The sequence below is a fragment of the Simplicispira lacusdiani genome (assembly GCF_003604195.1).
Lineage (GTDB): Bacteria > Pseudomonadota > Gammaproteobacteria > Burkholderiales > Burkholderiaceae_C > Simplicispira > Simplicispira lacusdiani.
The window spans coordinates 101788-122758 of record NZ_QXGR01000012.1 but is presented as its reverse complement, the minus strand read 5'-3'; the positions used below and the strand labels follow the sequence as shown (position 1 = coordinate 122758).

Genomic DNA, 20971 nt, shown 5'->3' with positions numbered 1-20971 from the left:
TCGGCGGTCTCGGGCATGGAGTCCACGCCGTACTTTTCCTTCATCAGCTTGTTGATGAAGCGCCAGCCGATCGTGGTGTCGTAGACGGCGTTGCTGCGGCTGAAGGCGCTCTCCGCCTTGGGCATGACGAAGGGGGCGCGGCTCATGCTTTCCACGCCGCCGGCGATCATGAGGCCGGCCTCACCCGATTTGATGGCGCGCGCAGCGGTGCCCACGGCGTCCAGGCCCGAGCCGCACAGGCGGTTGATGGTGGCGCCGGGCACTTCCAGAGGCAGGCCCGCCAGCAGGCTGGCCATGTGGGCGACGTTGCGGTTGTCTTCGCCGGCCTGGTTGGCGCAGCCGTAGAGCACGTCGGTGATGCTGGCCCAGTCGACGTTGGGGTTGCGGGCCATGAGGGCGCGCAGGGGGATGGCGCCCAGGTCGTCGGTGCGCACGCTGCTCAGGGCGCCGCCGTAGCGGCCGATGGGGGTGCGGATGGCGTCGCAGATGAAGGCTTGGGTCATGGAGGGCTCCTGGGGTGGTCGGTAGAAGGGATTCAGGCGGCGGCCGGCGCGATGGGCAGGCCCACCAGGCGTTCGAGTTCGGCGTGGGCGAGACCCGGCACGGCATCGATCAGTTGCAGGCCTTGGGGCGTGCAGGCCAGGGTGCACAGGTCGGTGTAGATGCGCTTGACGCAGGCGATGCCGGTGAGCGGGTAGGTGCAACGCGGGACCACCTTGCTCTCGCCCTGCTTGGTGAGCAGGTCCATCATCACCCAGGTCTGGCGGGCGCCGATGGCGAGGTCCATGGCACCACCCACGGCGGGAATGGCGCCGGGCTCGCCCGTGCTCCAGTTGGCCAGATCGCCCGTGGCGGAGACCTGGAAGGCGCCGAGCACGCAGATGTCCAGGTGGCCGCCGCGCATCATGGCGAAGCTGTCGGCGTGGTGGAAGTAGGCGCCCCCCGGCAGCAGCGTGACGGGCTGCTTGCCGGCGTTGATGAGGTCGTAATCTTCCTGCCCGGCGGCCGGCGCGGGGCCCATGCCGAGGATGCCGTTCTCGCTCTGCAGGATGACCTCGCGGCCCGCCGGGATGTGGTTGGCCACCTGGGTGGGCATGCCAATGCCCAGGTTCACGTAGGCGCCGTCGTGGATGTCCTGCGCCACGCGGCGGGCCAGCTCTTCTTTGCTTCGTTTTTGATAGCTAGTCACGCTTTTTCCTTCTGCGCTAGATGGCAATTTCATGCGGATTTCTTGAATCCGCCGCCCTGCGTGGCCACGCGGTCGATCTTGACGATCTGGCTCACGTAGATGCCGGGGGTGACGATGGCCTCGGGGTCGAGCGCGCCCAGTTCCACGACCTCGTGCACCGTGGCCACGGTCTTCTTAGCGGCGGTGGCCATGACCGGGCCGAAGTTGCGCGCCGACATGCGGTAGGTCAGGTTGCCCCAGCGGTCACCCGCCTCGGCCTTGATGAGCGCCACATCGCCGTGGATGGGGTACTCCAGCACATGGTGCTTGCCGTTGATCTCGCGCGTTTCCTTGCCGGCGGCCAGTTCGGTGCCGTAGGCCGTGGGGCAGAAGAAGGCGCCGATGCCGGCGCCGGCGGCGCGCAGGCGCTCGGCCAGCGTGCCCTGGGGCACGAGTTCGAGTTCGAGCTGGCCACTGCGGTACAGGCCGTCGAACACATGGCTGTCCACCTGGCGCGGGAAGCTGCAGATGATCTTGCGCACCCGGCCGGCCTTGAGCAGCGCGGCCAGGCCCTGCTCGCCATTGCCAGCGTTGTTGTTGACCACGGTGAGGTCGCGCGCGCCCTGCGCGATCAGGCCGTCGATGAGTTCGCCGGGAATGCCCGCGGTGCCGAAGCCGCCGATGAGGACGGTGGCGCCATCCTGCACGCCTTCGAGCGCCTGGGCCACTGAATCTGCCAGTTTGTTGATCATCCGGAACGCTTTCTCGGGAATGATGGGAAAGTGACTTCCCTGTGGAAAAATCCGTCGATTTGTTCGTATATCGAACAAATGTTCGCTAAAAGAATTATACTTTGTTAACACATGAACATGACAACCCCTTCCCCCGACCCCAAACCGGGTGACAGCTATGTGCAGTCGTTCGCGCGCGGGCTTGAGGTCATCCGCTCCTTCAGTGCCGCCGTGCCGCAGCAAACGCTCAGCGAGGTGGCGGCGCACACCGGGCTCACGCGCGCCGGCGCGCGCCGCATCCTGCTGACGCTGCAGACGCTGGGCTATGTGGAGAGCGACGGGCGGCTGTTTCGCCTCACGCCGCGCATCCTCGACCTGGGCTTCGCCTACCTCTCGTCGCTGCCGATCTGGAACCTGGCCGAGCCCACGATGGAAGCGCTGGTGGACCGGGTGCACGAGTCCTGCTCTGCCGCCGTGCTCGATGGGCTGGACGTGGTCTACGTGCTGCGCGTGCACACGCACAAGATCATGAGCACCAACCTCGGCGTGGGATCGCGCCTGCCCGCGTTCTGGACCTCCATGGGCCGCGTGCTGCTGGCCGTCCTGCCCGAGGAGGAAGTGCAGCGCCGACTGCAGCAGACCGCGCCACGCCAGCAGTTCACGCAGCACACGGTGCTGGACGACGAAGGCCTGCTCGCCTGCGTGCGCCAGACGCGCGCGCAGGGCTGGTGCCTGGTGAACCAGGAGCTGGAAGAAGGCCTGATTTCGATCGCCGCGCCGCTGAAGAACCATGCGGGCCAGACAGTGGCGGCGCTCAACATCAGCGGCCAGGCCAACCGCACGAGCGCGCAGATGATGCAGGAGCAGTTCCTGCCCGCGCTGCTGGAGGCCACGCAGGCCATCTCGCGCCTGCTCGGCGCGCGCGCCTGATCAGGGCCGGTTGCGGAACCCCAGCACCAGCACCACGGCGCCCACCACCATGGCGCCCACGCTGAGCCACTGGGGCACGTTCACCGATTCCTTTTCCTTCACCGTCAGCTCCAGCGGCCCGAGCTTGGCTTGGGTGGTTTCCTTGGTGAAGCTGAATCCGCCCGTGAGCAGGCCGGCGATACCCAGCACGAGCAGGATGGCGCCGATCACACGCATGGCAGTCATGGAAAGTCTCCTTGAGGCGGTTGGCAGGGGCTGGCGGCATGCGCCCCGGTGCCAGCCCACTGTAGAGCGGCCCGGCGCCGCGTCGCGTAGGACGCCACCGCCACTGCGGTGCGCCGTGCTACGCTCTGGCGCCATGTTCAATCCCTCCCAAGCCGACGTGCGCCGCTTCTTCTGCGCCGTCCATGCCAAGGCCCAGGCCGGCGCCCCCATGGAAGCCATCGAGACCCTGGCCAGCCTGTGGATCGCCGAGCACCCCGAGTACCACGCCGAACTCGCGGACGCGGACGCGGCCGTGGCGCGCAACTACGACGAAACGCCCGACCGCACCAACCCCTTCCTGCACCTGTCGATGCACCTGTCCATCAGCGAGCAGTGCAGCATCGACCAGCCGCGCGGCATCCGCCAGGCCGTGGAACTGCTGTCCAAGCGCCTGGACTCGCTGCACGACGCCCACCACGCCGCCATGGAATGCCTAGGCCAGATGCTCTGGGACAGCCAGCGCTCGGGCCGCCCGCCCGATGGCGACGCCTATGTCGCCGCCGTGCAGCGTCGGGCGACGCGCGACTGACCGCTCGGCGTCAGGCCGTCAGCCGCCCCGCCGGACGGGAGGGCCGCAGCCCCCCCAGGCACCACACCCAGGTGCGCATGGGGCACCACCAGCAGGTCACTCTCCAGGCCGCCCGCCAGCAGGCGGCGCGGCACACTGCCGCGCAGCAGTTCCATCAGCAGCGAGCGGCGCTCCTGCCCCAGCACCACCAGGTCGGCGCCGATGCTTTCCTGCTGCACCGTGAGGTGGCGTGCCAGGTCGCCCCGGCCGATCAGGGTGCCGACCCGGTTGCGCCGGGCGTCGAACACCTCGGACAACCGGTAGAGCCGCTCCTGCGCGTGCTGCAGCACCTCGCGCCGATAGGCCTGCACGGCGGCCGTCGATGCCTCCGCGCTGCGCAACCGCACTTCATCGTGGGTGTCGATGGCGTGGAACAGCTCCAGCGCCGCGCCCGCCCCGAAATCACCCGCGTAGCGCACCAGCGGGCGCGACGCGGCGGAGAAATCCACCGCCACCAGGACCCGTTCATACGGCCCCCGGGGCGGACGGCACACCACCAGCACCGGGCAGGGACAGCGGCGCAGCAACGGGTACAGCAGCGTGCGCCAGGGCGGCACGGGCCAGGAACGGTGCATGCGGCCATGCGCCACCAGCAGATCGGCCCGCCCGGCCTCGGTCAGGCAATCGTCCAGCGGCCGGCCCGCGCCGGCCACGGCTGCCACCGGCACGCCATGGCGCCGCGCCAGCTGGCGCGCGCGTTGTTCCAGCCGCGCCATGGGGTCGGCCAGCTGCAGCGGCGGCGTTTCGCAGGCGTACAGGACGCGCAGCCGCGCGCCGTGGGTGGCAGCGAGCGCGGCCGCCCGGTCCAGGCCGTGCTCGGCCGGGGTGGAAAAATCGGTCAGGGCCAGAATGTTCTGGATGCGCATGGAGACTCCTCTCGGGCAGATGGGCGGGACGCCTCGGCGTCGTCGTCTGCGTCATCCGGCCCCGCATGGAGGGCAAGCATGGCCGGCAACAGGCCAGCCGGCGGGCGCGCGCCACCGGGCGGGAAAATGCCCGGCGGTTGCTGGATGACGTCTGGGAGAGAAGGGCGCCGCCGGGCCTAGGAATCTGCGGCCGGGGCGATGGGCTCCACCCACCCCGGCCCGGTCCGATGGGACCAGGGCGTTGGATCGTGGGGGTGGAGAGCCAGCGGAATCATGCGCTGGTCATTCTAGGAAAGGGCGTGCGCTGCCACAAGCATGCCGCACCCCGGTGTGCCAGTATTGCCGGGGCACCCCGGCACCGGCTCAGCGGAAGCGCGGCTGCGGCACCACCTGCAGGTCGCCCTGGACCTTGCCGATGTACTGCGCCAGCGCCTTGAGTTCGTCGTTGCTGAACTGGCCGGCCACGCCCGCCATCACGCCGTTGCTGCGGCCCACATAGGCGTTCTTGCCGGTTTCCTTGTAGGACTTGAGGGCCACGAACAGGTAGTCGGCGTGCTGGCCCGCGATCTTGGGGTAGGACGGATCGATGGGCTTGGCGAAGTTCTCGCCATGGCAGGACACGCAGGCGCCCTTCTTCAGCAGTTCGGCCACGCGGGCATCGGGCTGGCGCTTGGGGGCCGAGGGCAGCTCGGTGCTGGCCTTGCCGTGCTGGGCGTAATAGGCCGCGAGGTCGGCGATGTCCTGCTCGGTCAGCGAAACGGCGATGCCGCGCATGGTGGGGTGCTTGCGCTCGCCCTTGAGGTAGGCCTGCAGCGCGCTGGCGATGTAGCCCGCGCTCTGGCCCGAGATCATGGGCACCTTGTGCACCTCGGGGAAGCTCGACTGGTAGCCCACGATGCCGTGGCAGCCGATGCACATGGCATTCTTCTGCTCGCCCGCCTTCACGTCGCCCTGGATTCCCTGGGCATTGGATTGGGCGGTCCCGAAAGCGACAGCCAGTGCGAATAGCGCGGTCAACGTCTTGTTCATTTTGCGAGCACAATCTTGAGGAAGTGAAACCCAGGGGCCCATGTTTTGCTGGCGATTATAGCCAGCACCTGTCAAGCCCATTTATCAACGTTCCAGCAAACAATTTCCATGAAATTCCAAGGCTCAGAGAATTACGTCGCCACACAGGATCTGATGCTGGCCGTCAACGCGGCCATCACGCTGCAGCGCCCCCTGCTCATCAAGGGCGAGCCCGGCACCGGCAAGACCATGCTGGCCGAGGAAGTGGCCCAGGCGCTCGACATGCCGCTGCTGCAATGGCACATCAAGTCCACCACCAAGGCGCAGCAGGGCCTGTACGAATACGACGCGGTGAGCCGCCTGCGCGACAGCCAGCTCAATGACGAGCACAGCAGCGAGCGCGTGAAGAACATCCGCAACTACATCGTCCAGGGCGTGCTGTGGCAGGCCTTCACGGCCGACCGCCCGGTGGCGCTGCTGATCGACGAGATCGACAAAGCCGACATCGAATTCCCGAACGACCTGCTGCGCGAAATCGACCGCATGGAGTTCTATTGCTACGAAACGCGCGAACTCATCAAGGCCAAGCACCGGCCGCTGGTGTTCATCACCTCGAACAACGAAAAGGAACTGCCCGACGCCTTCCTGCGCCGCTGCTTCTTCCACTTCATAAAGTTCCCCGAGTCCGACACCATGCGGCAGATCGTGAACGTGCACTTCCCCACGCTCAAGAGCGAGCTGCTCAGCGTGGCGATGAAGACCTTCTACGACGTGCGCAACCTGCCCGGCCTGAAGAAGAAGCCCTCCACCTCCGAACTGCTCGACTGGCTCAAGCTGCTGGTGGCCGAGGACATCCCGCTCACCGCGCTGCAAAGCCAGGATAACAAGGTGTCCGTGCCGCCGCTGGTGGGCGCGTTGCTCAAGAACGAACAGGACGTGAGCCTGTTCGAGAAGCTCGTGTTCATGAACCAGCGCAACCGCTGAGGACCGCACCATGAGCGCAGCGAACCGCTTGCTGATGGAAGGCGTCTCCGACGCCGTGGGCTTCGTGGGCGGAGCCCTGGCGGGCTACTGGCTGGGCCGCCTGCTGGGTTTCGACATTTTTTCCGACGGCTACGGCGCGGGCAGCCTGGTGGGCATCGTGCTCGTGGGCCTGGGCGGCGGCGTGGGCCTGCAGGGCGCGCGCCGCTGGCGCGCCGCGCGGCAGAACGCCAAGAACGAGACGGAGTGAACCCCATGGCCTTCGTGGAACCCATCACCCTGCGCGCGCGCGGCCTGCGCCTCGAACCCCTGGCACTGGCGCACGAGCCAGGTCTGGCCGCGGCCGCCGCCGATGGCGAGCTGTGGAAGCTGCGCATCACCTCGGTGCCCGAACCGCAGGACACGCGCGCCTACATCGAAACCGCGCTGGAGGGCCGCGCCCAGGGCCACCGCTTCGCCTTCGCCGTGCTCGACGACCGCAGCGGCAAGGTGCTCGGCAGCACCAGCTTCCACGACATCCTGGCCCCGGTAAAGCGCGTGGAGATCGGCTACACCTGGTATGCCAAGAGCGTGCAGCGCACCCATGTGAACACCACGGCCAAGTTGCTGATGATGGGCCATGCCTTCGATACGCTCGGCTGCCATGTGGTGGGCTGGCGCACCGACAACTTCAACTTCGCCTCGCAGCGCGCCATCGAGCGCCTGGGCGCCAAGAAGGACGGCGTGATCCGGGGCCACGCGCTGCGCCGCGACGGCACCATCCGCGACACGGTGATGTACAGCATGCGCGCGGGCGAGTGGCCCGAGGCCCGGGCACAGTTGCTATATCTTTTGGAGCAGCACACGCTTACCCCGTAAGCGCTGGAGGCCAAAAACATGCTGATCGATTTTTTCTACACCTTGCGCACCGCCAAGCTGCCGGTGTCGGTCAAGGAATACCTCACGCTGCTCGAAGCGTTGCAAGCCGGCGTGGTCGGCCCGAAGTCGGACGACGCCTGGAGCCTGGACGATTTCTACAACCTCTCGCGCCTCACGCTGGTCAAGGACGAGAAGCACTACGACAAGTTCGACCGGGCCTTCGGCGCCTACTTCAAGGGCGTGGAGATGGTGGCCGATTTCACCAAGGAGGTGCCGGCCGACTGGCTGCGCAAGATCCTGGAGAACGAGCTCACACCCGAGCAGAAGGCCGCCATCGAGAAGATGGGCTGGGACGAGCTCATGGAAACGCTCAAGAAACGCCTCGAAGAGCAGAAAGAACGCCACCAGGGCGGCAACAAGTGGATCGGCACGGGCGGCACCAGCCCCTTCGGCAATGGCGGCTACAACCCGCAGGGCATCCGCATCGGCGGCGCCGGCAAGAACAAGAGCGCCGTGAAGGTGTGGGAGCAGCGCGCCTACCGCGACTACGACGACCAGCAGGAGCTGGGCACGCGCAACATCAAGGTGGCGCTGCGCCGCCTGCGCAAGTTCGCGCGTGAAGGGCATGAGCTAGAGCTGGACCTGCCCGACACCATCCGCAGCACGGCGGCCAACGCCGGCTACCTGGACATCAAGATGGTGCCCGAGCGGCACAACAACGTGAAGGTGCTGCTGCTCATGGACGTGGGCGGCACCATGGACGAGCACATCCAGCGCGTCGAGGAACTGTTCAGCGCCGTCAAGACCGAGTTCAAGCACCTGGAGTTCTACTACTTCCACAACTGCGTCTACGACTTCATGTGGAAGAACAACCGCCGCCGCTTCGCCGAGAAATTCCCGACCTGGGACATCATCCGCAAGTACAACAAGGACTACAAGCTGATCTTCGTGGGCGACGCCACCATGAGCCCCTACGAGATCCTGCAGCCCGGCGGCAGCGTCGAATACAACAACGAGGAGGCCGGCGCCGAATGGATCCAGCGCCTCACGCACGCCTTCCCCAAGTTCGCCTGGATCAACCCCGAGCCGCAGGGCGTGTGGCAATACCGCCAGAGCATCAGCATCATCCAGCAGCTCGTGGGCAACCGCATGTACCCCTTGTCACTCAAAGGGCTCGAAGAGGCCATGCGCCTGCTGTCAAAATAGGCGCATGCCATGTCGCCCCCAGACGCCGGCCCCATGGCCGGCGTTGTTGTTTGTCAGCCTGCTGGGCCTGGGCGGGTGCAGCCTGCTACCGCACCGGGACACCGGCGATGCCTCCCCCGCCACGCAGGCACCGCAGGCCTTCACCCTGGAAGTGCGCGCGCCCGCGGACCTCCAGGACTTCCTGCTGCGCCACCTCGAACTGCAGCGCTTCCGCCACCAGGCCGACCTGCGGCCGGAGGAACTCGAACGCCTGCTCGGCGCAGCGGAGGCCAACGCCCGCGAGCTGCTCGCCACACAGGGCCACTTCGCCCCCACGCTGCGGATCACGCAAAGCCCCGCCCCCACCGGCGCCCCCGCTCGGCATGCCGTGGTCCTCGCCGTGGAGCCCGGCCCGCAGACCCGGGTGGCCGAGGCCGCCATCGGATTCACGGGCCCGCCGCCCGACGATGCCGCCACGCGGCGCCAGCAGGCCCGCGTGCAAAACCGCTGGCCGCTGGAACCCGGCCAGCCCTTCACCCAGTCTGGCTGGGACGCCGCCAAACAGCAGGGCCTGCGCGAGCTGCAGACACAGCGCCACCCCACGGCGCGCATCGCCGAGAGCCGCGCCGACATCGACGCCGAGCGGCACGCGGCGCACCTCACGGTCACCTACGACCCTGGCCCGGCCTACCGCTTCGGCCCGCTGCGCGTGCAGGGCCATGAACGCTACGACCCCGATGGCGCGCGCCGCCTGGCGCGCCTGCCCACCGGGGCCGAATACAGCGAGACCGCCCTGCTTGACGCCCAGCAGCGCCTGGCCAGCAGCGGCTACTACGACGCCGTGTTCCTCGCGCTGGACACCGAGGGCACCGACCCGCAGGCCGTGCCCGTGGTGGCGCAGGTGCGCGAGGCGCCGCTGCACAAGCTCGTGTTCGGCGTGGGGCTGTCCACCGACAGCGGCGCCCGCCTGTCCATGGACCACACGCACAACCGGCTGCCAGCCATCGGCTGGCGCGCCGTGAGCAAGCTCGCGCTCGACCGCAACACCAAGCTGCTGGGCAGCGAAGCAACCGCCCTGCCCGACGAGGAAGGCTGGCGCTGGTTCGGCGGCGCCCAGGTGCAGCGCGAGGCCACGGGCAGCTATCAGGTCCACAGCGCGCGCCTGCGCGCCGGGCGCAGCCAGTCGCGCGGCGCCATCGACCGCAACTACGCGCTGCAGTACGACGCCGCCGACAGCCAGGGCAGCGGCGCCCCGCCCTCCAGCGCGGCGCTGACCGCCCAGTTCGGCTGGACCGGCCGCTACTTCGACAACCCGACCGCTCCCACGCGCGGCCACGGCCTGGCCTGGGAACTGGGCGTGGGCACCACGCTGCGCCCCGGGCGCGACCCCTTCGTGCGCGGCCTGGTGCGCTGGCAGCATTTCCTGCCCACGGGGCGTGTGGAGGCGGCGGAGGGCGGCGCGCGGCGCGGCCGTGTGGCCCTGCGCGCCGAGGCCGGCGCGGTGCTGGCGCGCGCGGCCGCGCAGATCCCGGTGACCCAGCTTTTCCTGACCGGCGGCGACACCACGGTGCGCGGCTACGGCTACCGCGCCATCGGCGCGCGCACCGACAACGGCCAGGTTTTCGGCGGGCGCTACCTGGCGCTGGCCAGCGCCGAATGGCAGCGCCCCATCGTGCTGCGCGGCAACATGACCGATTGGGAAAGCGCCCTGTTCATCGATGCCGGCGCCGTGGCCGACCGCCCCGGCGACCTGCGTGCCCGCGTGGGCGTGGGTGCCGGTCTGCGCTGGCGCAGCCCCGTGGGCCCGCTGCAGGCCGACCTGGCCTGGGGCGTGCAGGCCAAGGAACTGCGCCTGCACCTGCGCATGGGCTTCTCGTTCTGACGCGCGCCGCGACCCATGGCCCACCCTCCCACATCCCGCCCCGACGCCGGCCCCGAGGCCTTCGCGCCCGGCGCCAGCCGCCCGCCCGGCCCCAACCCCTTCGCGGCGGCGGCCCGCCCTCCTGCACCCCCTCCAGCGCGCAGCCCCCGGCGCGCATGGCGCCTGGCCGCCGGCCTGCTGGGCACCCTGCTGACCGCGCCCCTGCTGGCGGGTGCCGCCGCCTGGTGGTGGATGGGCACGCCTCAGTCGCTGGCCACGGCCCTGGAACATGTGCCGGCTCTCCTCCCCGCCGGGCAGCGGCTCGAAATCCGCGATGTGGCGGGCTCGCTGCGCGATGGCGGGCGCATAGGCTCGCTGCGCTGGAGCGGCCCCACGCTGAACGTGGAGGCGCAGGACCTGCGCCTGGCCTGGCGCCTGGCGCCGCTGCTGCAACGCACCGTGCAAATCGACGCACTGCGCGCGGCCACGCTGCGCATCACCCCCAAGGCCGCAGGCGCCGCGCCCACGGCGACGCCCCCCCAGCAGTGGCAATGGCCGGTGCGGGTGGATGCGGCGTTCCAGATCGGCCAACTGGCCTGGGAGGGGCCCACGCCGGTCCAGGCCAGCGGGCTGGACGGCCGTTACCGCCAGGATGGCGAACAGCACCGCCTGGACCTCGCTGGCGTCAGCCTGGCACAGGGCCGCTACAGCGGACACGCGACGCTGCAGGCGCAGGCCCCCATGGCGCTCGACGCCATGGTCGAGGGCCGCGTCCACGCCCCCCTGCCGGGCACGGCACACCCCCTGGAACTGACCGCCCGTGCCACGCTGCAAGGCACGCTGGCCACCGAAGCCGCCCGACTGCGGCTCCAGGCGCGGCTGCACTCCGCGGACGGCGCCCCCGCCAGTGCCCTGCAGGCCAACGCCACGGCCGACATCGCCCCCTGGGCCGCGCAGCCCTTGCTGCAGGCCCATGCCGACCTGCAAGCCGTGGATCTGGCCACCCTCTGGCCCGGCGCCCCCACCACGCTACTGCACGGCAGCGTGCAGGCCGGTCCCGTGGAAACCGGCTGGCAGATCGCGGCCCAACTGCGCAACGGACAGCCCGGCCCCTGGGATCGCCAGCACCTGCCCGTCCGCACGCTCGACGCCACGGGCATCTTCGATGGCACGCACTGGAACCTGCCCACGGCACGCGCCCAGACGGACGGCGGCCAGATCACGCTGCAAGGCCGCTACACCCCCGCCAGCGCGGCGTTCGAAGGCAGCGCGCAGGTGCAAGGCGTGCGCCCCGCCACGCTGCACAGCCGCCTGGACAGCACGCCCGTCTCCGGACGCCTGCAGGCCCGCCATCAGGGGGAAGGCGTGCATTTCACGGCCGACCTGCGCGCCACCGGGAGCGGCCGCGCGGCCACGGCCCGCCCACGGCAGCTTCCCTTTCGCGTGCTGCAGGCCAGCGGCCAGTGGCTCGCGCCCCGGCTGTCACTGCACAGCATCGATCTCGATGCCCTCCAGGCCCGGCTGCGCGGCCGGTCGCTGGAGATCCACCTGGGCGGCGCTCCGGCGGTCAGCGGCAGCGCCTCGCTGGCGTTGCCAGGCGCCACGGCCACCGCCAGTGGCCAGCTTGGTCCCGCATCGGGCGCCGGAGCGCTGCAGATCGACATCGCGGCGGCAGAGCGCACCCGGGAGTGGCTGGCGCAATGGCCCGCGCTGGCGCCAGCGCTGGACGGCCTGCGGCTCCAAGGCCAGGCCCGGCTCGATGCGCGCTGGCAGGGGGGCTGGCGGGGCCTGGGGCCTCTGCTGCCCGGTGGCGCTGCATCCGGGGAACGCGAAGACTTCCGCATCGATGCCACGGCCAGCGCGCCCCGGCTCGACCTGACACTGCCCGGTGCCGCCCGCCCGGTGCAGGGGCATGGGCTGCGCGCCACGCTGGCCGGCAGCCTGGCCCAAGCCCGGCTGGCGCTGGAAGGCCAGGCACGCCTGGACGGGCGCGCCGCACACTGGGACACCCGGTCGCAGGTGCGGTTGGCCGGCGCCAGCGCCGGCACCCGCCAATGGCACGCCGATGTGGAGCACCTGCGCCTGCAATGGGTGGATGGCCGACACGCCAGCCCCTGGACGCTGCAACTGTCCGAACCACTGGCGCTCACGCTGCGCCAGGCCGAGACCGCCACGCTGCAGGCCGGCGCGGGCCGCGCCACCCTCACCGCCCCGCTGCCCGGCAGCGTGGCGCTGCGCTGGGAACCGCTGCGGGCCGCACTGACGGGAGCGCCCCGCTGGCAGACACGGGGAACATTCACTGGCCTGCCGCTGGCCTGGGCCGGTGCGCTGCGGGCCGCCGTGGGCGCGGCACCGGCCGATGCGGCAGCCCTCTCCGGCGACCTGCTGCTGCAGGGCGGCTGGTCGCTGGACTGGGCCGATGAACTGCGCGCCAGCGCGCGCCTGGAGCACGCCAGCGGCGACCTGCTCATCCCCACCACAGCGCCCGCCGCCACGCCCGCCGGCGTGCGCACGGCTGCGCTGGAAGTCGAGGCCCATGGCGCCGAACTGCGCGCCCGCCTGCACTGGGACAGCGAGCGCGCAGGCCGCGCCACGGCCGACGCCAGCACCTGGCTGGTCCATGCGGACGGCCGCTGGCAGTGGCCCGCCAACGCCCCGGTCGCGGCCCGGGTGCGCGCCAGCCTGCCCCAGATGGGTGTCTGGTCGGCCCTGGCCCCGCCCGGCTGGCGCGTGCAGGGCACGCTGGAGGCCGATGCCACGCTGTCGGGCAGCCGCGCCGCGCCGCTCTGGCAGGGCCAGCTTGGCGCCGACCAGCTGGCCCTGCGCTCGCCCGCCGACGGCGTGGATCTGCAGGGTGGCAGCCTGCGCGCCACGCTGCGCGGCGACCGCATCGACATCACGGAGTTGCGCCTGCAGGGCGGGCCCGGCAGCGGCACGCACATCCCCGGCTTCAGCGGCAACCGCACCCCAGCGCCGCGCGATGGCGGGCAATTGCAGGGCCATGGCAGCATCACCTGGGCAGGCCCCGATGGCATCGGCATGGACCTGACCGTTCTGGCCCAGGCCCTGCAGGTGCAGGTGCGCGCCGACCGCCAGGCCAGCGTGTCGGGCACCGTGCGCGCCACGTTCGCGCAAGGGCGGCTGGCCCTGCGCGGCCAGCTCAAGGTGGACCGCGCCGCGCTGCTGCTGCCCGACGAGACCGCGCCGCGCCTGGGCAGTGACGTGGTGGTGCGCCCAAGGGCCCGCGATCCGGCCCCCCCGGCGGCACCCTCCCCGGGACGCCCGCGCCAGGCGCCCGAGCTCGCCATCACGCTCGACCTCGGCCCCGACTTCGCCCTGCAGGGCCAGGGCATCACCACGCGGCTCGAAGGCCGGCTGGAGATCCGGGGCGGACCCACGCCCGGGGCTCCGCCGCGCGTGACCGGCGAGGTGCGCACCATACAGGGCCGCTACCGCGCCTGGGGCCAGGAACTGGACGTGGAGGCCGGCCTGATCCGCTTCAGCGGCGCGCACGACAACCCCGCGCTCGACATCCTGGCGCTGCGCCCCCACATCGCGCAGCGCGCGGGCGTGCAGGTCAGCGGCAGCGCGCTGGCTCCGCGCGTGCGCTTGTATTCCGAGCCCGAGCTGCCCGATGCGGAAAAGCTCGCCTGGGTGGTGCTGGGCCGCGGCGCGGCCAGCGGTGGCGCCGAGGCCGCTCTGCTGCAGCAGGCCGCGCTGGCCCTGCTGGGCGGCAAGGGCAACGCCATGAGCACCCGCATCGCCGGGCGCCTGGGACTCGATGAAATCGGCTTCAAGGGCCCATCCGGCGGCGAGGGTGCCAGCGGCGCCGCCCTCACGCTGGGCAAACGCATCTCGCAGGACCTGTACGTGACCTACGAGCGCAGCCTCTCGGGCACGCTGGGCACGCTCTACATCTTCTACGACCTCTCGCGCCAGCTCACGCTGCGCGGCCAGACCGGCGCGAGCAGCGCGCTCGACCTGATCTATACCCTGCGCTACGACTGAGCCATCGCCATATTCAAGCCAAATCGGGCTCCAGCGCCCGGCCATCAAGCGCTAACAGCTATCAATATGGAAGCGCCAGACCACGTACAATCTCGCCCTGCCGCTCCTCGTAGTTCAATGGATAGAACGAGTGCCTCCTAAGCGCTAGATACAGGTTCGATTCCTGTCGAGGGGACCAAATCAAAGGCCGCACAGTTCCGGGAACGTGCGGCTTTTTCTTTTCCCCTGTGTGCTGACATCCCGGATGCGCGCCGGAGCACGGAGGGCCCGGGGCTTTACTCCGGACAGCGGGGCACCCAGAAAAAAACCGCGCGGCCCGGGGTCAGGCTGCGCGGTTGGGGGTTCCGTGAGGAATCTGGTGCCGATTGTCGGGATTGAACTGACGACCTACCGCTTACAAGAAAGCAACTGAAGGCCTTGAAACCCGCATGAAATAAGGATTCTGTGGAATCAAGATGGATTCTTGGCACACTTTTGTCACACTACAAAAGGAGCGGCCAATGGCTGTTGTTCGCAAACGCGGTGACCTTCAATGGCAGGCCATCGTGCGCAAAAAGGGTTCTGCCCCCGTCTACAACACTTTCCAACAGAAGGCTGATGCGGAGCGATGGGCCAAGACCGTGGAGCTATCGATCGAACGTGGAGAGATCGACGCCATTGATCAGAAGGCTCAGCGCATCACCGTGAAGGAAGTCATCAAGGAGTACACCCGGGTAAAGCTCCCTACGCTCGACTGTCCAAGCATGCGCAAGGCAGAGTTGGCGCGGATCGAAAAGGCGTTTGGCCCTCTCTTCATCGCAAATCTGCGCGCACCGGCCATCAATCAATGGGTCCACGACATCGCAGACAAGCCTCTTACGCGAAGCAAGAAGAAGCTTGCACCTGGAACCCTCTCGCACCACATCAACCGGCTCTCCGGAGTCATTGAGTTCGCTCGCCGACACATGGGCATCTACATCCCAGAAAACCCGGTGCGCTTGGTCACTCGACCGAAGCAGACGCCAGGCAGAACCCGGCGCCTGGAACCAAACGAGGAAACCTATTTGCTGAAGGCTGCCGAAGGCACTCAGCGGCTCAAGGAGCTCGTTACGCTGGCCATCGAGACTTCCATGCGCCTCGGCGAACTGCTGGAACTGCGCTGGTGCTTTGTTGACCTGATGGGCCAAACTGCTCACGTCCCCATCTCGAAGAATGGCGAAGCGCGAACAGTTGCGCTCTCGACACGAGCGGTCACGGCCTTTCGCGAGATCCAGCGCCTCAATGTCGTCGAAATCGACGGCAGGGTTTTTCATTGGGCCAAGGCCGATTCCTTCACCCATACCTGGAAGCGCTTGGTCAAGCGCGCGCAGGCCCTGTACTCCGAAGAACTACAAAAGGTCGGGCAAACGCCCAGCCCCCGATTTCTTGTGGATCTCCGGTTTCACGACCTTCGGCACGAGGCCACGAGCCGGCTGTTTGAAAAGGGGCTTGGCACCATGGAGGTTGCCTCGATGACAGGCCACAAGAGCCTGGCAATGCTTCGCAGGTACACGCACATCGGCGCCTCCAACCTGGCAAAGAAGTTGGGGTAGTGGCTGCCTGGCTGGCTACGCCAGCGAAGACAGGTTTTTCAGGCGGCCACGGCCATGGCCGTGCGAGCGCCCCGCAGCGCGCTCGATCGGCAGGGGATTGCGGGCCGCAGGAGACCCAGAAGGAGCTTCAGGCACCCACCCCGGGCCGACGCCCCGAAACGCCCGCTACGGGCCCGTTCCGGGCCTGGAAGGGGTACCGCCCGAACCACGGGTGACATGGGCTTCGCCCATACCCAACTGCCACTCACTGAGGTTGAAGCTGACCGTTGTCTAGCCCGCAATCAACCACTCTCCGTACCGCCCAGACGGCATACTGCGACCTCCCGGTAGCGCGCTCAACTTGGCTGCGCGGCCGGATACGACCCATCGCCAACCATCGACAATTTAAGGCAGGGGACGTCTTTGCAGCGACTGCCGCCGCTGCAACCTATCCGGCCAGCGAACGGTCCGTGCCAGGTTGCTGTCGCTGAAGACTCAGTGGCTCGCGTGGCCCCGTCAACCGATCGTTGACGAAGAGCTTCCTGGCTCTTCCACCACTCTCTCCTTACGCGCGTCGCGGCCTAATCGCAGCGGCTTCTTTGCATGCCTCCGGCTCGCGCCAGAATCTCTCTCTCCCGCCCGACGCGCCTATCGCTTTATCCCGTGGCAATCGGGACCTTCGCCCCCTGCCACCCTTGTAGAATTTGTAAGCACTAGAAACCGGTAACGGCCTCATCAGCTCTAGGGAAAAGCGAGTGCATGACGAAGAGCAGCGCCTCACGACTGAGTGTGGCAGCGCGCTGAAAGAGAAAACGAGGGAAACCGAGGGAGCCCGCGAATCGGCCGGGCGGAAAAGTCGCGACCTGGTGACCAAAGCGGACGTAGCCGGCGCCCGGCCTCTGAGCCAGTTCCTGCGAATGGCCGTGATGGCCGGCGTTGAAAGCGCCGTTCGACTCCACATTGAACGAGGCGACGACCTCAACGCCCGCGACGCCAGCGGGATGACGCCGCTCATGCTTTCGGCCGTCCGCAACAGGCCAGCTATCTGCCAATTGCTTTTGAGCTCTGGGGCCGATCACGACCTGCTCGCCCCCTCGGGCAGAACCGCCCTTGAAATTGCCATTGCGGCTGGAGCGGAGGCGACCGCGGCGATCCTCGGCGCCTTCGGTGCGTCGATAGATGCCGTTCCGCTGCCCGGAACGGAAGTCGTCCTAAAGTCGGCCCCTGCTTCCGAACCTGCTTTCCAGACCCACGCCCTAGCCGAAGCAGCCGCACTAGGCGAACCTGCTACGGCCTTAGCGCAGACCGAACCTGACACGACAGCCGAGCCCCATGTGCAGGAGGCCGCCCCGCCCCTGGCACCTGTCCTCACGGAGTTGGGCGACGGGGAGTTCGACCTCTCGGGCTGGGAGGTCGAGGAAGAGCCGACGCGGCCCGAAGTCGACTTGGTGGTCGCGGATTCGGCCAGCTCGGTCCAAATCGCCATCACGGCGCACGAGCCGATCGACTCGTCAGCCGAATGGGACGACATCGACGCCTACCTGCCAGAAGTGGCGTTGCCACTGGCTCGGGCGGACGACGCAGAGGGCCGCGCGAAGCTCAGGCTTCTTTTGCTGCGAGCGCTCCGGGAGGGCAGCGTCCCCGCGCTGGCTATCCAAGCCCAGTCCTCCAACAAGGATCGCTCGACCAACTCCGAAGCCGAGGCTTTCTTGACCATGGTCATCAACGACCTCGGCGCCGAAGCCGACGAGCGCTTTGAATACGCCGATGCCAATGAGAGCTTCGAGGTGTTCGTCGATCCAGAGGAATCGCCGGCCGAAGAAGCCGCCCTCGATGAAGCCCTTGTCGCAATCGATCGGGCAGCGTCGCCTCGCCATGAGCCCCTACGCATCTACCAGCGCGAGTTCCAGAACTTTCGGTTGCTCACGGCCGAAGAGGAGGTCCGGCTCGCAAAGGACATGGAAGGTGCCCTTGACCTAGCACTCGACGCGCTGGCGAGTTGGCCTGATGGCATCGCGCGGACCTTGGCCGCCGGCGCGGACGCCATCGTCGGATCGCGCCAGCTCTCCTCTATTTGGGTTGGCTGCGAGCCTGACCCGGAGCCTGCTTCGGCCGAAGGCTTGGAGGCGGGCGAACCTAGCGCGGAGGACTCCGAAGACGCCGCGGAAGACGACGGCGAGCCGAGGAACGCAGAGCCTGCTGACGCTGGCGAGGCCGACTTCGCCGATGCGCTCTGTCGGCTGGCCGCGCTAACCAAAGTCGAAGGTGTCCCGAGGGCCTCGCCCCAAGAGATTCGCCAAGCTCTTGCTGGCTTGCGCCTCAACCGCCGCTTCTTGTTGGAGCTGATCGACGCCGCGCATGGATCAGCGCCCTGCCCCGCGTTCGCGCGCGCCATGGCCTGCTTCCGGCAGCACCGCGACCGGATGATGGCGGCGAATTTGAAGCTGGCCTTCTTCCACGCCAAGAAATACCTATACAGCGGCGAGCCGCTGGATGACTTGGCGCAGGAAGGGAACATCGGGTTGCTCAAAGCCGTCGACCGCTACGATTGGCGCCGCGGCTTTCGCTTCTCGACCTACGCCACTTGGTGGGTTCGACAACAGATCAGCCGGCATGTCGCCGACAAGGCCAGGATCATCCGCGTGCCGGTCTACATATTCGAGAAGCTCCAGCGCGCGAAACGCATTGCCCAGGATTTCGAAACAGCCTCTGGCCGCGAGCCAACCCTCGCCGAGCTGGCGGAGCGGGTGGAAATGCCGTCTCACAAGCTCGCAGCGCTGCTGCGCATCGCGCCCGAACTATCCTCCATCGACGAGGAGACCGTTGACGGGATGATCGCCATCGACGCCCGCGACGTCTACGCGTCGCCAGACCCCGCAGACGTTGTCGACGAGATTCAACTGAATCAAGCGGTGGACCGCTACATCTCGTCGCTGTCGACCAAGGACCGCAAGGAAGAGAGCATCCTGCGAATGCGCTTCGGCGTCGGGGTCGACGAAGCGTTGACGCTCGACGAGATCGGGATGCGCTTCGAGGTCACGCGCGAGCGGATCCGGCAGATCGAAGCCAAGGCGCTCAGAAAGCTCCGGCACCCAGGCCGGTCGGAGCCCTTCGCCCGCATGGCGCTGGGCTTGCAGCCGGAGGAAACCCCCCTCGCTCAAAGCGCGCCCGAGCCCGAAGGCGACGACGCGCCCGACACCGCCGAACGCATTCCGCAGCCGGCGAAGCCGAAGCGGCAGGCGGCGCCTCGGCCGCCACTCGAGCCCGCACAGCCGGCCTGCTCGTCGAAACCTTCCGCTCTGGACCAGCTCCTCGCGCAGGCCATTGAACTTGGTATCCCCGTCAATGACGAGCGGCAGAGCGCCGGAAGCATCTGGGTGGCGCTTCCGGAGCCCCGCGACAACACGCACCGTCGGCTGATCCACAAGCTCCTGGATGCCGGCTTCGCGTTTTTGCCAGGGAAAGGCTATCGGAAATGACCGCGAAGACCCGCAAGGCACCGCCGCGCGCGATGGCGATGCTCGAATCCCTGCGCGGCTTGGGCTATTCGACTCCAGCGGCGTTGGCCGACATCGTAGACAACAGCATCTCCGCCGGCGCGAGCGAAGTCCGCATCGATTTCCAGTGGGACGGGTCCGACAGCCGCGTGCTGGTCCTGGACGACGGCCGCGGCATGAGCGACCCTGAGCTCGAAGGCGCGATGCGGCTCGGGGACAAGAACCCTTTGGCGACGCGCGAGGCCCATGATCTTGGCCGCTTTGGCATGGGCTTGAAAACCGCATCTCTCTCGCAGTGCCGTCGCCTGACAGTTGCCAGCGCCAAGGGAGGCGAGCGGAGCTGCCTGCGGTGGGATCTCGACGAGCTGGCCGCCGATCCCCAGAGCGACTGGCTGCTCTTCGAAGGCCCGGCCGAGGGATCCGAGCATCACCTCGCCTGCCTCGACGGCAAAGCGTCCGGAACGCTGGTGCTGTGGGAGAAGCTCGACCGCATCGTCACCGCCGGCTACACGGTCGACGACTTCCTGGCGTTGACCGTGGTGGTCGAAGCGCACCTTGCGATGGTTTTCCATCGACTGCTGCAAGGCCCTCGCGCGCGAATCAAGCTGCTGCTCAATGGGCGAGCCGTCGAGCCCTGGGATCCGTTCATGTCGGGGCATCCCGCCAAGCCGTGGACCTCGCCACCCGCGCCGATGCGGACCGACAACGGGCTGGTGGTGGCGCAGTGCCACGTGCTGCCCCACCACGACAAGCTGACCAAGGACGAGTTCAAGAAGAACGAGGGGCCGGCAGGCTGGACCGCGCAGCAAGGCTTCTACGTCTACCGCAACGAGCGGCTGCTGGTCGCTGGCGGCTGGCTCGGCCTCGGCAACTCGAAGGCCTGGAACCGCGAAGAAGCGCACCGCCTCGCTCGCATCCAGCTCGACATTCCCAACACCGCCGACGCCGACTGGAAGATCGACGTGCGCAAGTCGACGGCCCGCCCGCCGGTGGCGCTGCGGGCATGGCTGACCCGGTTGGCAGAGGACACGCGCGAGCGCGCCCGCCGGGTGTTCGCCTACCGCGGGACGCCGATGCCCACCCAGCGCAACACGCCGATCGAGCAAGCGTGGCGGGTCGACCGCGTGAAGGATGGAATCCGCTATCGGATCGAGCCGACCCACCCCGCGGTCGCGGCCGTGCTGGACAGCGCGGGCGATCTCGCGCCGCTGGTCAAGGCCATGCTGCGGGTAATCGAAGAGTCGGTGCCTGTCCAACGCATCTGGCTCGACACCGCGGAGAACAAGGACACGCCCAAGACCGGCTTCTCGGGCGAGCCACCCGAGGCCATCGCGACGGTGCTGCGCACCCTCTTCGCCGACATGATCAGCCGACGAGGCATGTCCGTCGAAGCAGCGAAGCGCGCGCTGCTGTCAACCGAGCCATTCCAGAACTATCCGGGGCTGGTCGCGGGGCTTGGCGCCCCCGCAGAGGCCTAGGCCAAGAACACACAAAAG

General features: G+C 68.4%; 17 protein-coding genes and 1 tRNA gene. 12 read left to right on the top strand and 6 right to left on the bottom strand.

Features of this window, described 5'->3' with window-relative positions; translation table 11 throughout:
• From D8S75_RS15515 to D8S75_RS15505, 3 genes are all read right to left on the bottom strand, one after another.
• The coding region (locus D8S75_RS15515; RefSeq protein ID WP_269814004.1) for a thiolase family protein at positions 1-503 on the bottom strand (503 nt) is incomplete at its 3' end.
• Between the two features lie 32 nt (positions 504-535).
• The gene (locus tag D8S75_RS15510) at positions 536-1189 is read right to left on the bottom strand and encodes a 3-oxoacid CoA-transferase subunit B (protein WP_269814003.1); all 654 of its coding nucleotides are present in this window, start codon (positions 1187-1189) and stop codon (positions 536-538) included.
• A gap of 29 nt (positions 1190-1218) precedes the next feature.
• Positions 1219-1920 carry a 3-oxoacid CoA-transferase subunit A gene (locus tag D8S75_RS15505; protein WP_119967251.1) on the bottom strand — a complete coding sequence of 234 codons (702 nt, stop codon included), beginning with the start codon at positions 1918-1920 and terminating at the stop codon, positions 1219-1221.
• A 111-nt stretch (positions 1921-2031) separates the two neighbouring features.
• Here D8S75_RS15505 and D8S75_RS15500 point away from each other — a divergent pair, with 111 nt between their 5' ends.
• Complete coding sequence (locus D8S75_RS15500; RefSeq protein WP_119967250.1) at positions 2032-2829, top strand: IclR family transcriptional regulator; 798 nt, start codon at positions 2032-2034, stop codon at positions 2827-2829.
• Here D8S75_RS15500 and D8S75_RS15495 read toward each other — a convergent pair whose 3' ends face one another.
• Complete coding sequence (locus D8S75_RS15495) at positions 2830-3054, bottom strand: hypothetical protein (protein WP_198673225.1); 225 nt, start codon at positions 3052-3054, stop codon at positions 2830-2832.
• A 133-nt stretch (positions 3055-3187) separates the two neighbouring features.
• Here D8S75_RS15495 and D8S75_RS15490 point away from each other — a divergent pair, with 133 nt between their 5' ends.
• A complete protein-coding gene (locus D8S75_RS15490) occupies positions 3188-3622 on the top strand; it encodes a DUF1841 family protein (protein WP_119967249.1) in 435 nt (144 codons plus the stop codon).
• Here the strand turns inward: D8S75_RS15490 and D8S75_RS15485 are convergent.
• Complete coding sequence (locus tag D8S75_RS15485) at positions 3583-4527, bottom strand: universal stress protein (protein WP_232829068.1); 945 nt, start codon at positions 4525-4527, stop codon at positions 3583-3585. The two genes, D8S75_RS15490 and D8S75_RS15485, sit on opposite strands and share 40 nt — an antisense overlap.
• Before the next feature lie 363 nt (positions 4528-4890).
• On the bottom strand, positions 4891-5556 hold the full coding sequence (locus tag D8S75_RS15480; protein WP_119967248.1) for a c-type cytochrome: 666 nt from the start codon (positions 5554-5556) through the stop codon (positions 4891-4893).
• Positions 5557-5664: 108 nt separating this feature from the next.
• Between D8S75_RS15480 and D8S75_RS15475 the strand changes: the two genes are divergently transcribed.
• The 10 genes from D8S75_RS15475 to D8S75_RS15430 all read left to right on the top strand — a co-directional run bounded on the left by D8S75_RS15475 (position 5665) and on the right by D8S75_RS15430 (position 20953).
• Positions 5665-6519 (top strand): AAA family ATPase, encoded by an 855-nt coding sequence (locus tag D8S75_RS15475; protein WP_119967247.1) that lies wholly within the window; start codon positions 5665-5667, stop codon positions 6517-6519.
• Positions 6520-6529: 10 nt separating this feature from the next.
• On the top strand, positions 6530-6766 hold the full coding sequence (locus tag D8S75_RS15470; protein WP_119967246.1) for a hypothetical protein: 237 nt from the start codon (positions 6530-6532) through the stop codon (positions 6764-6766).
• Positions 6767-6771: 5 nt separating this feature from the next.
• A complete protein-coding gene (locus tag D8S75_RS15465; RefSeq protein WP_119967263.1) occupies positions 6772-7374 on the top strand; it encodes a GNAT family N-acetyltransferase in 603 nt (200 codons plus the stop codon).
• A gap of 18 nt (positions 7375-7392) precedes the next feature.
• Positions 7393-8580: a vWA domain-containing protein gene (locus D8S75_RS15460; RefSeq protein ID WP_119967245.1), complete on the top strand. Its 1188-nt coding sequence runs from the start codon at positions 7393-7395 to the stop codon at positions 8578-8580.
• Between the two features lie 4 nt (positions 8581-8584).
• The gene (locus D8S75_RS15455; protein WP_119967244.1) at positions 8585-10441 is read left to right on the top strand and encodes an autotransporter assembly complex protein TamA; all 1857 of its coding nucleotides are present in this window, start codon (positions 8585-8587) and stop codon (positions 10439-10441) included.
• Between the two features lie 15 nt (positions 10442-10456).
• Positions 10457-14428 carry a translocation/assembly module TamB domain-containing protein gene (locus D8S75_RS15450; protein ID WP_119967243.1) on the top strand — a complete coding sequence of 1324 codons (3972 nt, stop codon included), beginning with the start codon at positions 10457-10459 and terminating at the stop codon, positions 14426-14428.
• 103 nt (positions 14429-14531) lie between these two features.
• Positions 14532-14606: transfer RNA gene (locus D8S75_RS15445), tRNA-Arg, on the top strand.
• Positions 14607-14928: 322 nt separating this feature from the next.
• Positions 14929-15999 carry a site-specific integrase gene (locus D8S75_RS15440; RefSeq protein WP_157982666.1) on the top strand — a complete coding sequence of 357 codons (1071 nt, stop codon included), beginning with the start codon at positions 14929-14931 and terminating at the stop codon, positions 15997-15999.
• A gap of 734 nt (positions 16000-16733) precedes the next feature.
• Entirely contained in the window at positions 16734-19457 is a 2724-nt protein-coding gene (locus tag D8S75_RS15435) for a sigma-70 family RNA polymerase sigma factor (protein ID WP_119967241.1), read from the top strand.
• Entirely contained in the window at positions 19454-20953 is a 1500-nt protein-coding gene (locus D8S75_RS15430) for an ATP-binding protein (RefSeq protein WP_232829067.1), read from the top strand. The genes D8S75_RS15435 and D8S75_RS15430 overlap by 4 nt, the downstream gene beginning before the upstream one ends.
• Positions 20954-20971: the final 18 nt, after the last annotated feature.

Coding starts and splice junctions, on each gene's coding strand:
- D8S75_RS15505 (WP_119967251.1), bottom strand. CDS start 1,920: ATGATCAACAAACTGGCAGATTCAGTGGCCCAGGCGCTCGAAGGCGTG.
- D8S75_RS15500 (WP_119967250.1), top strand. CDS start 2,032: ATGAACATGACAACCCCTTCCCCCGACCCCAAACCGGGTGACAGCTAT.
- D8S75_RS15495 (WP_198673225.1), bottom strand. CDS start 3,054: ATGACTGCCATGCGTGTGATCGGCGCCATCCTGCTCGTGCTGGGTATC.
- D8S75_RS15490 (WP_119967249.1), top strand. CDS start 3,188: ATGTTCAATCCCTCCCAAGCCGACGTGCGCCGCTTCTTCTGCGCCGTC.
- D8S75_RS15485 (WP_232829068.1), bottom strand. CDS start 4,527: ATGCGCATCCAGAACATTCTGGCCCTGACCGATTTTTCCACCCCGGCC.
- D8S75_RS15480 (WP_119967248.1), bottom strand. CDS start 5,556: ATGAACAAGACGTTGACCGCGCTATTCGCACTGGCTGTCGCTTTCGGG.
- D8S75_RS15475 (WP_119967247.1), top strand. CDS start 5,665: ATGAAATTCCAAGGCTCAGAGAATTACGTCGCCACACAGGATCTGATG.
- D8S75_RS15470 (WP_119967246.1), top strand. CDS start 6,530: ATGAGCGCAGCGAACCGCTTGCTGATGGAAGGCGTCTCCGACGCCGTG.
- D8S75_RS15465 (WP_119967263.1), top strand. CDS start 6,772: ATGGCCTTCGTGGAACCCATCACCCTGCGCGCGCGCGGCCTGCGCCTC.
- D8S75_RS15460 (WP_119967245.1), top strand. CDS start 7,393: ATGCTGATCGATTTTTTCTACACCTTGCGCACCGCCAAGCTGCCGGTG.
- D8S75_RS15455 (WP_119967244.1), top strand. CDS start 8,585: ATGCCATGTCGCCCCCAGACGCCGGCCCCATGGCCGGCGTTGTTGTTT.
- D8S75_RS15450 (WP_119967243.1), top strand. CDS start 10,457: ATGGCCCACCCTCCCACATCCCGCCCCGACGCCGGCCCCGAGGCCTTC.
- D8S75_RS15440 (WP_157982666.1), top strand. CDS start 14,929: ATGGCTGTTGTTCGCAAACGCGGTGACCTTCAATGGCAGGCCATCGTG.
- D8S75_RS15430 (WP_232829067.1), top strand. CDS start 19,454: ATGACCGCGAAGACCCGCAAGGCACCGCCGCGCGCGATGGCGATGCTC.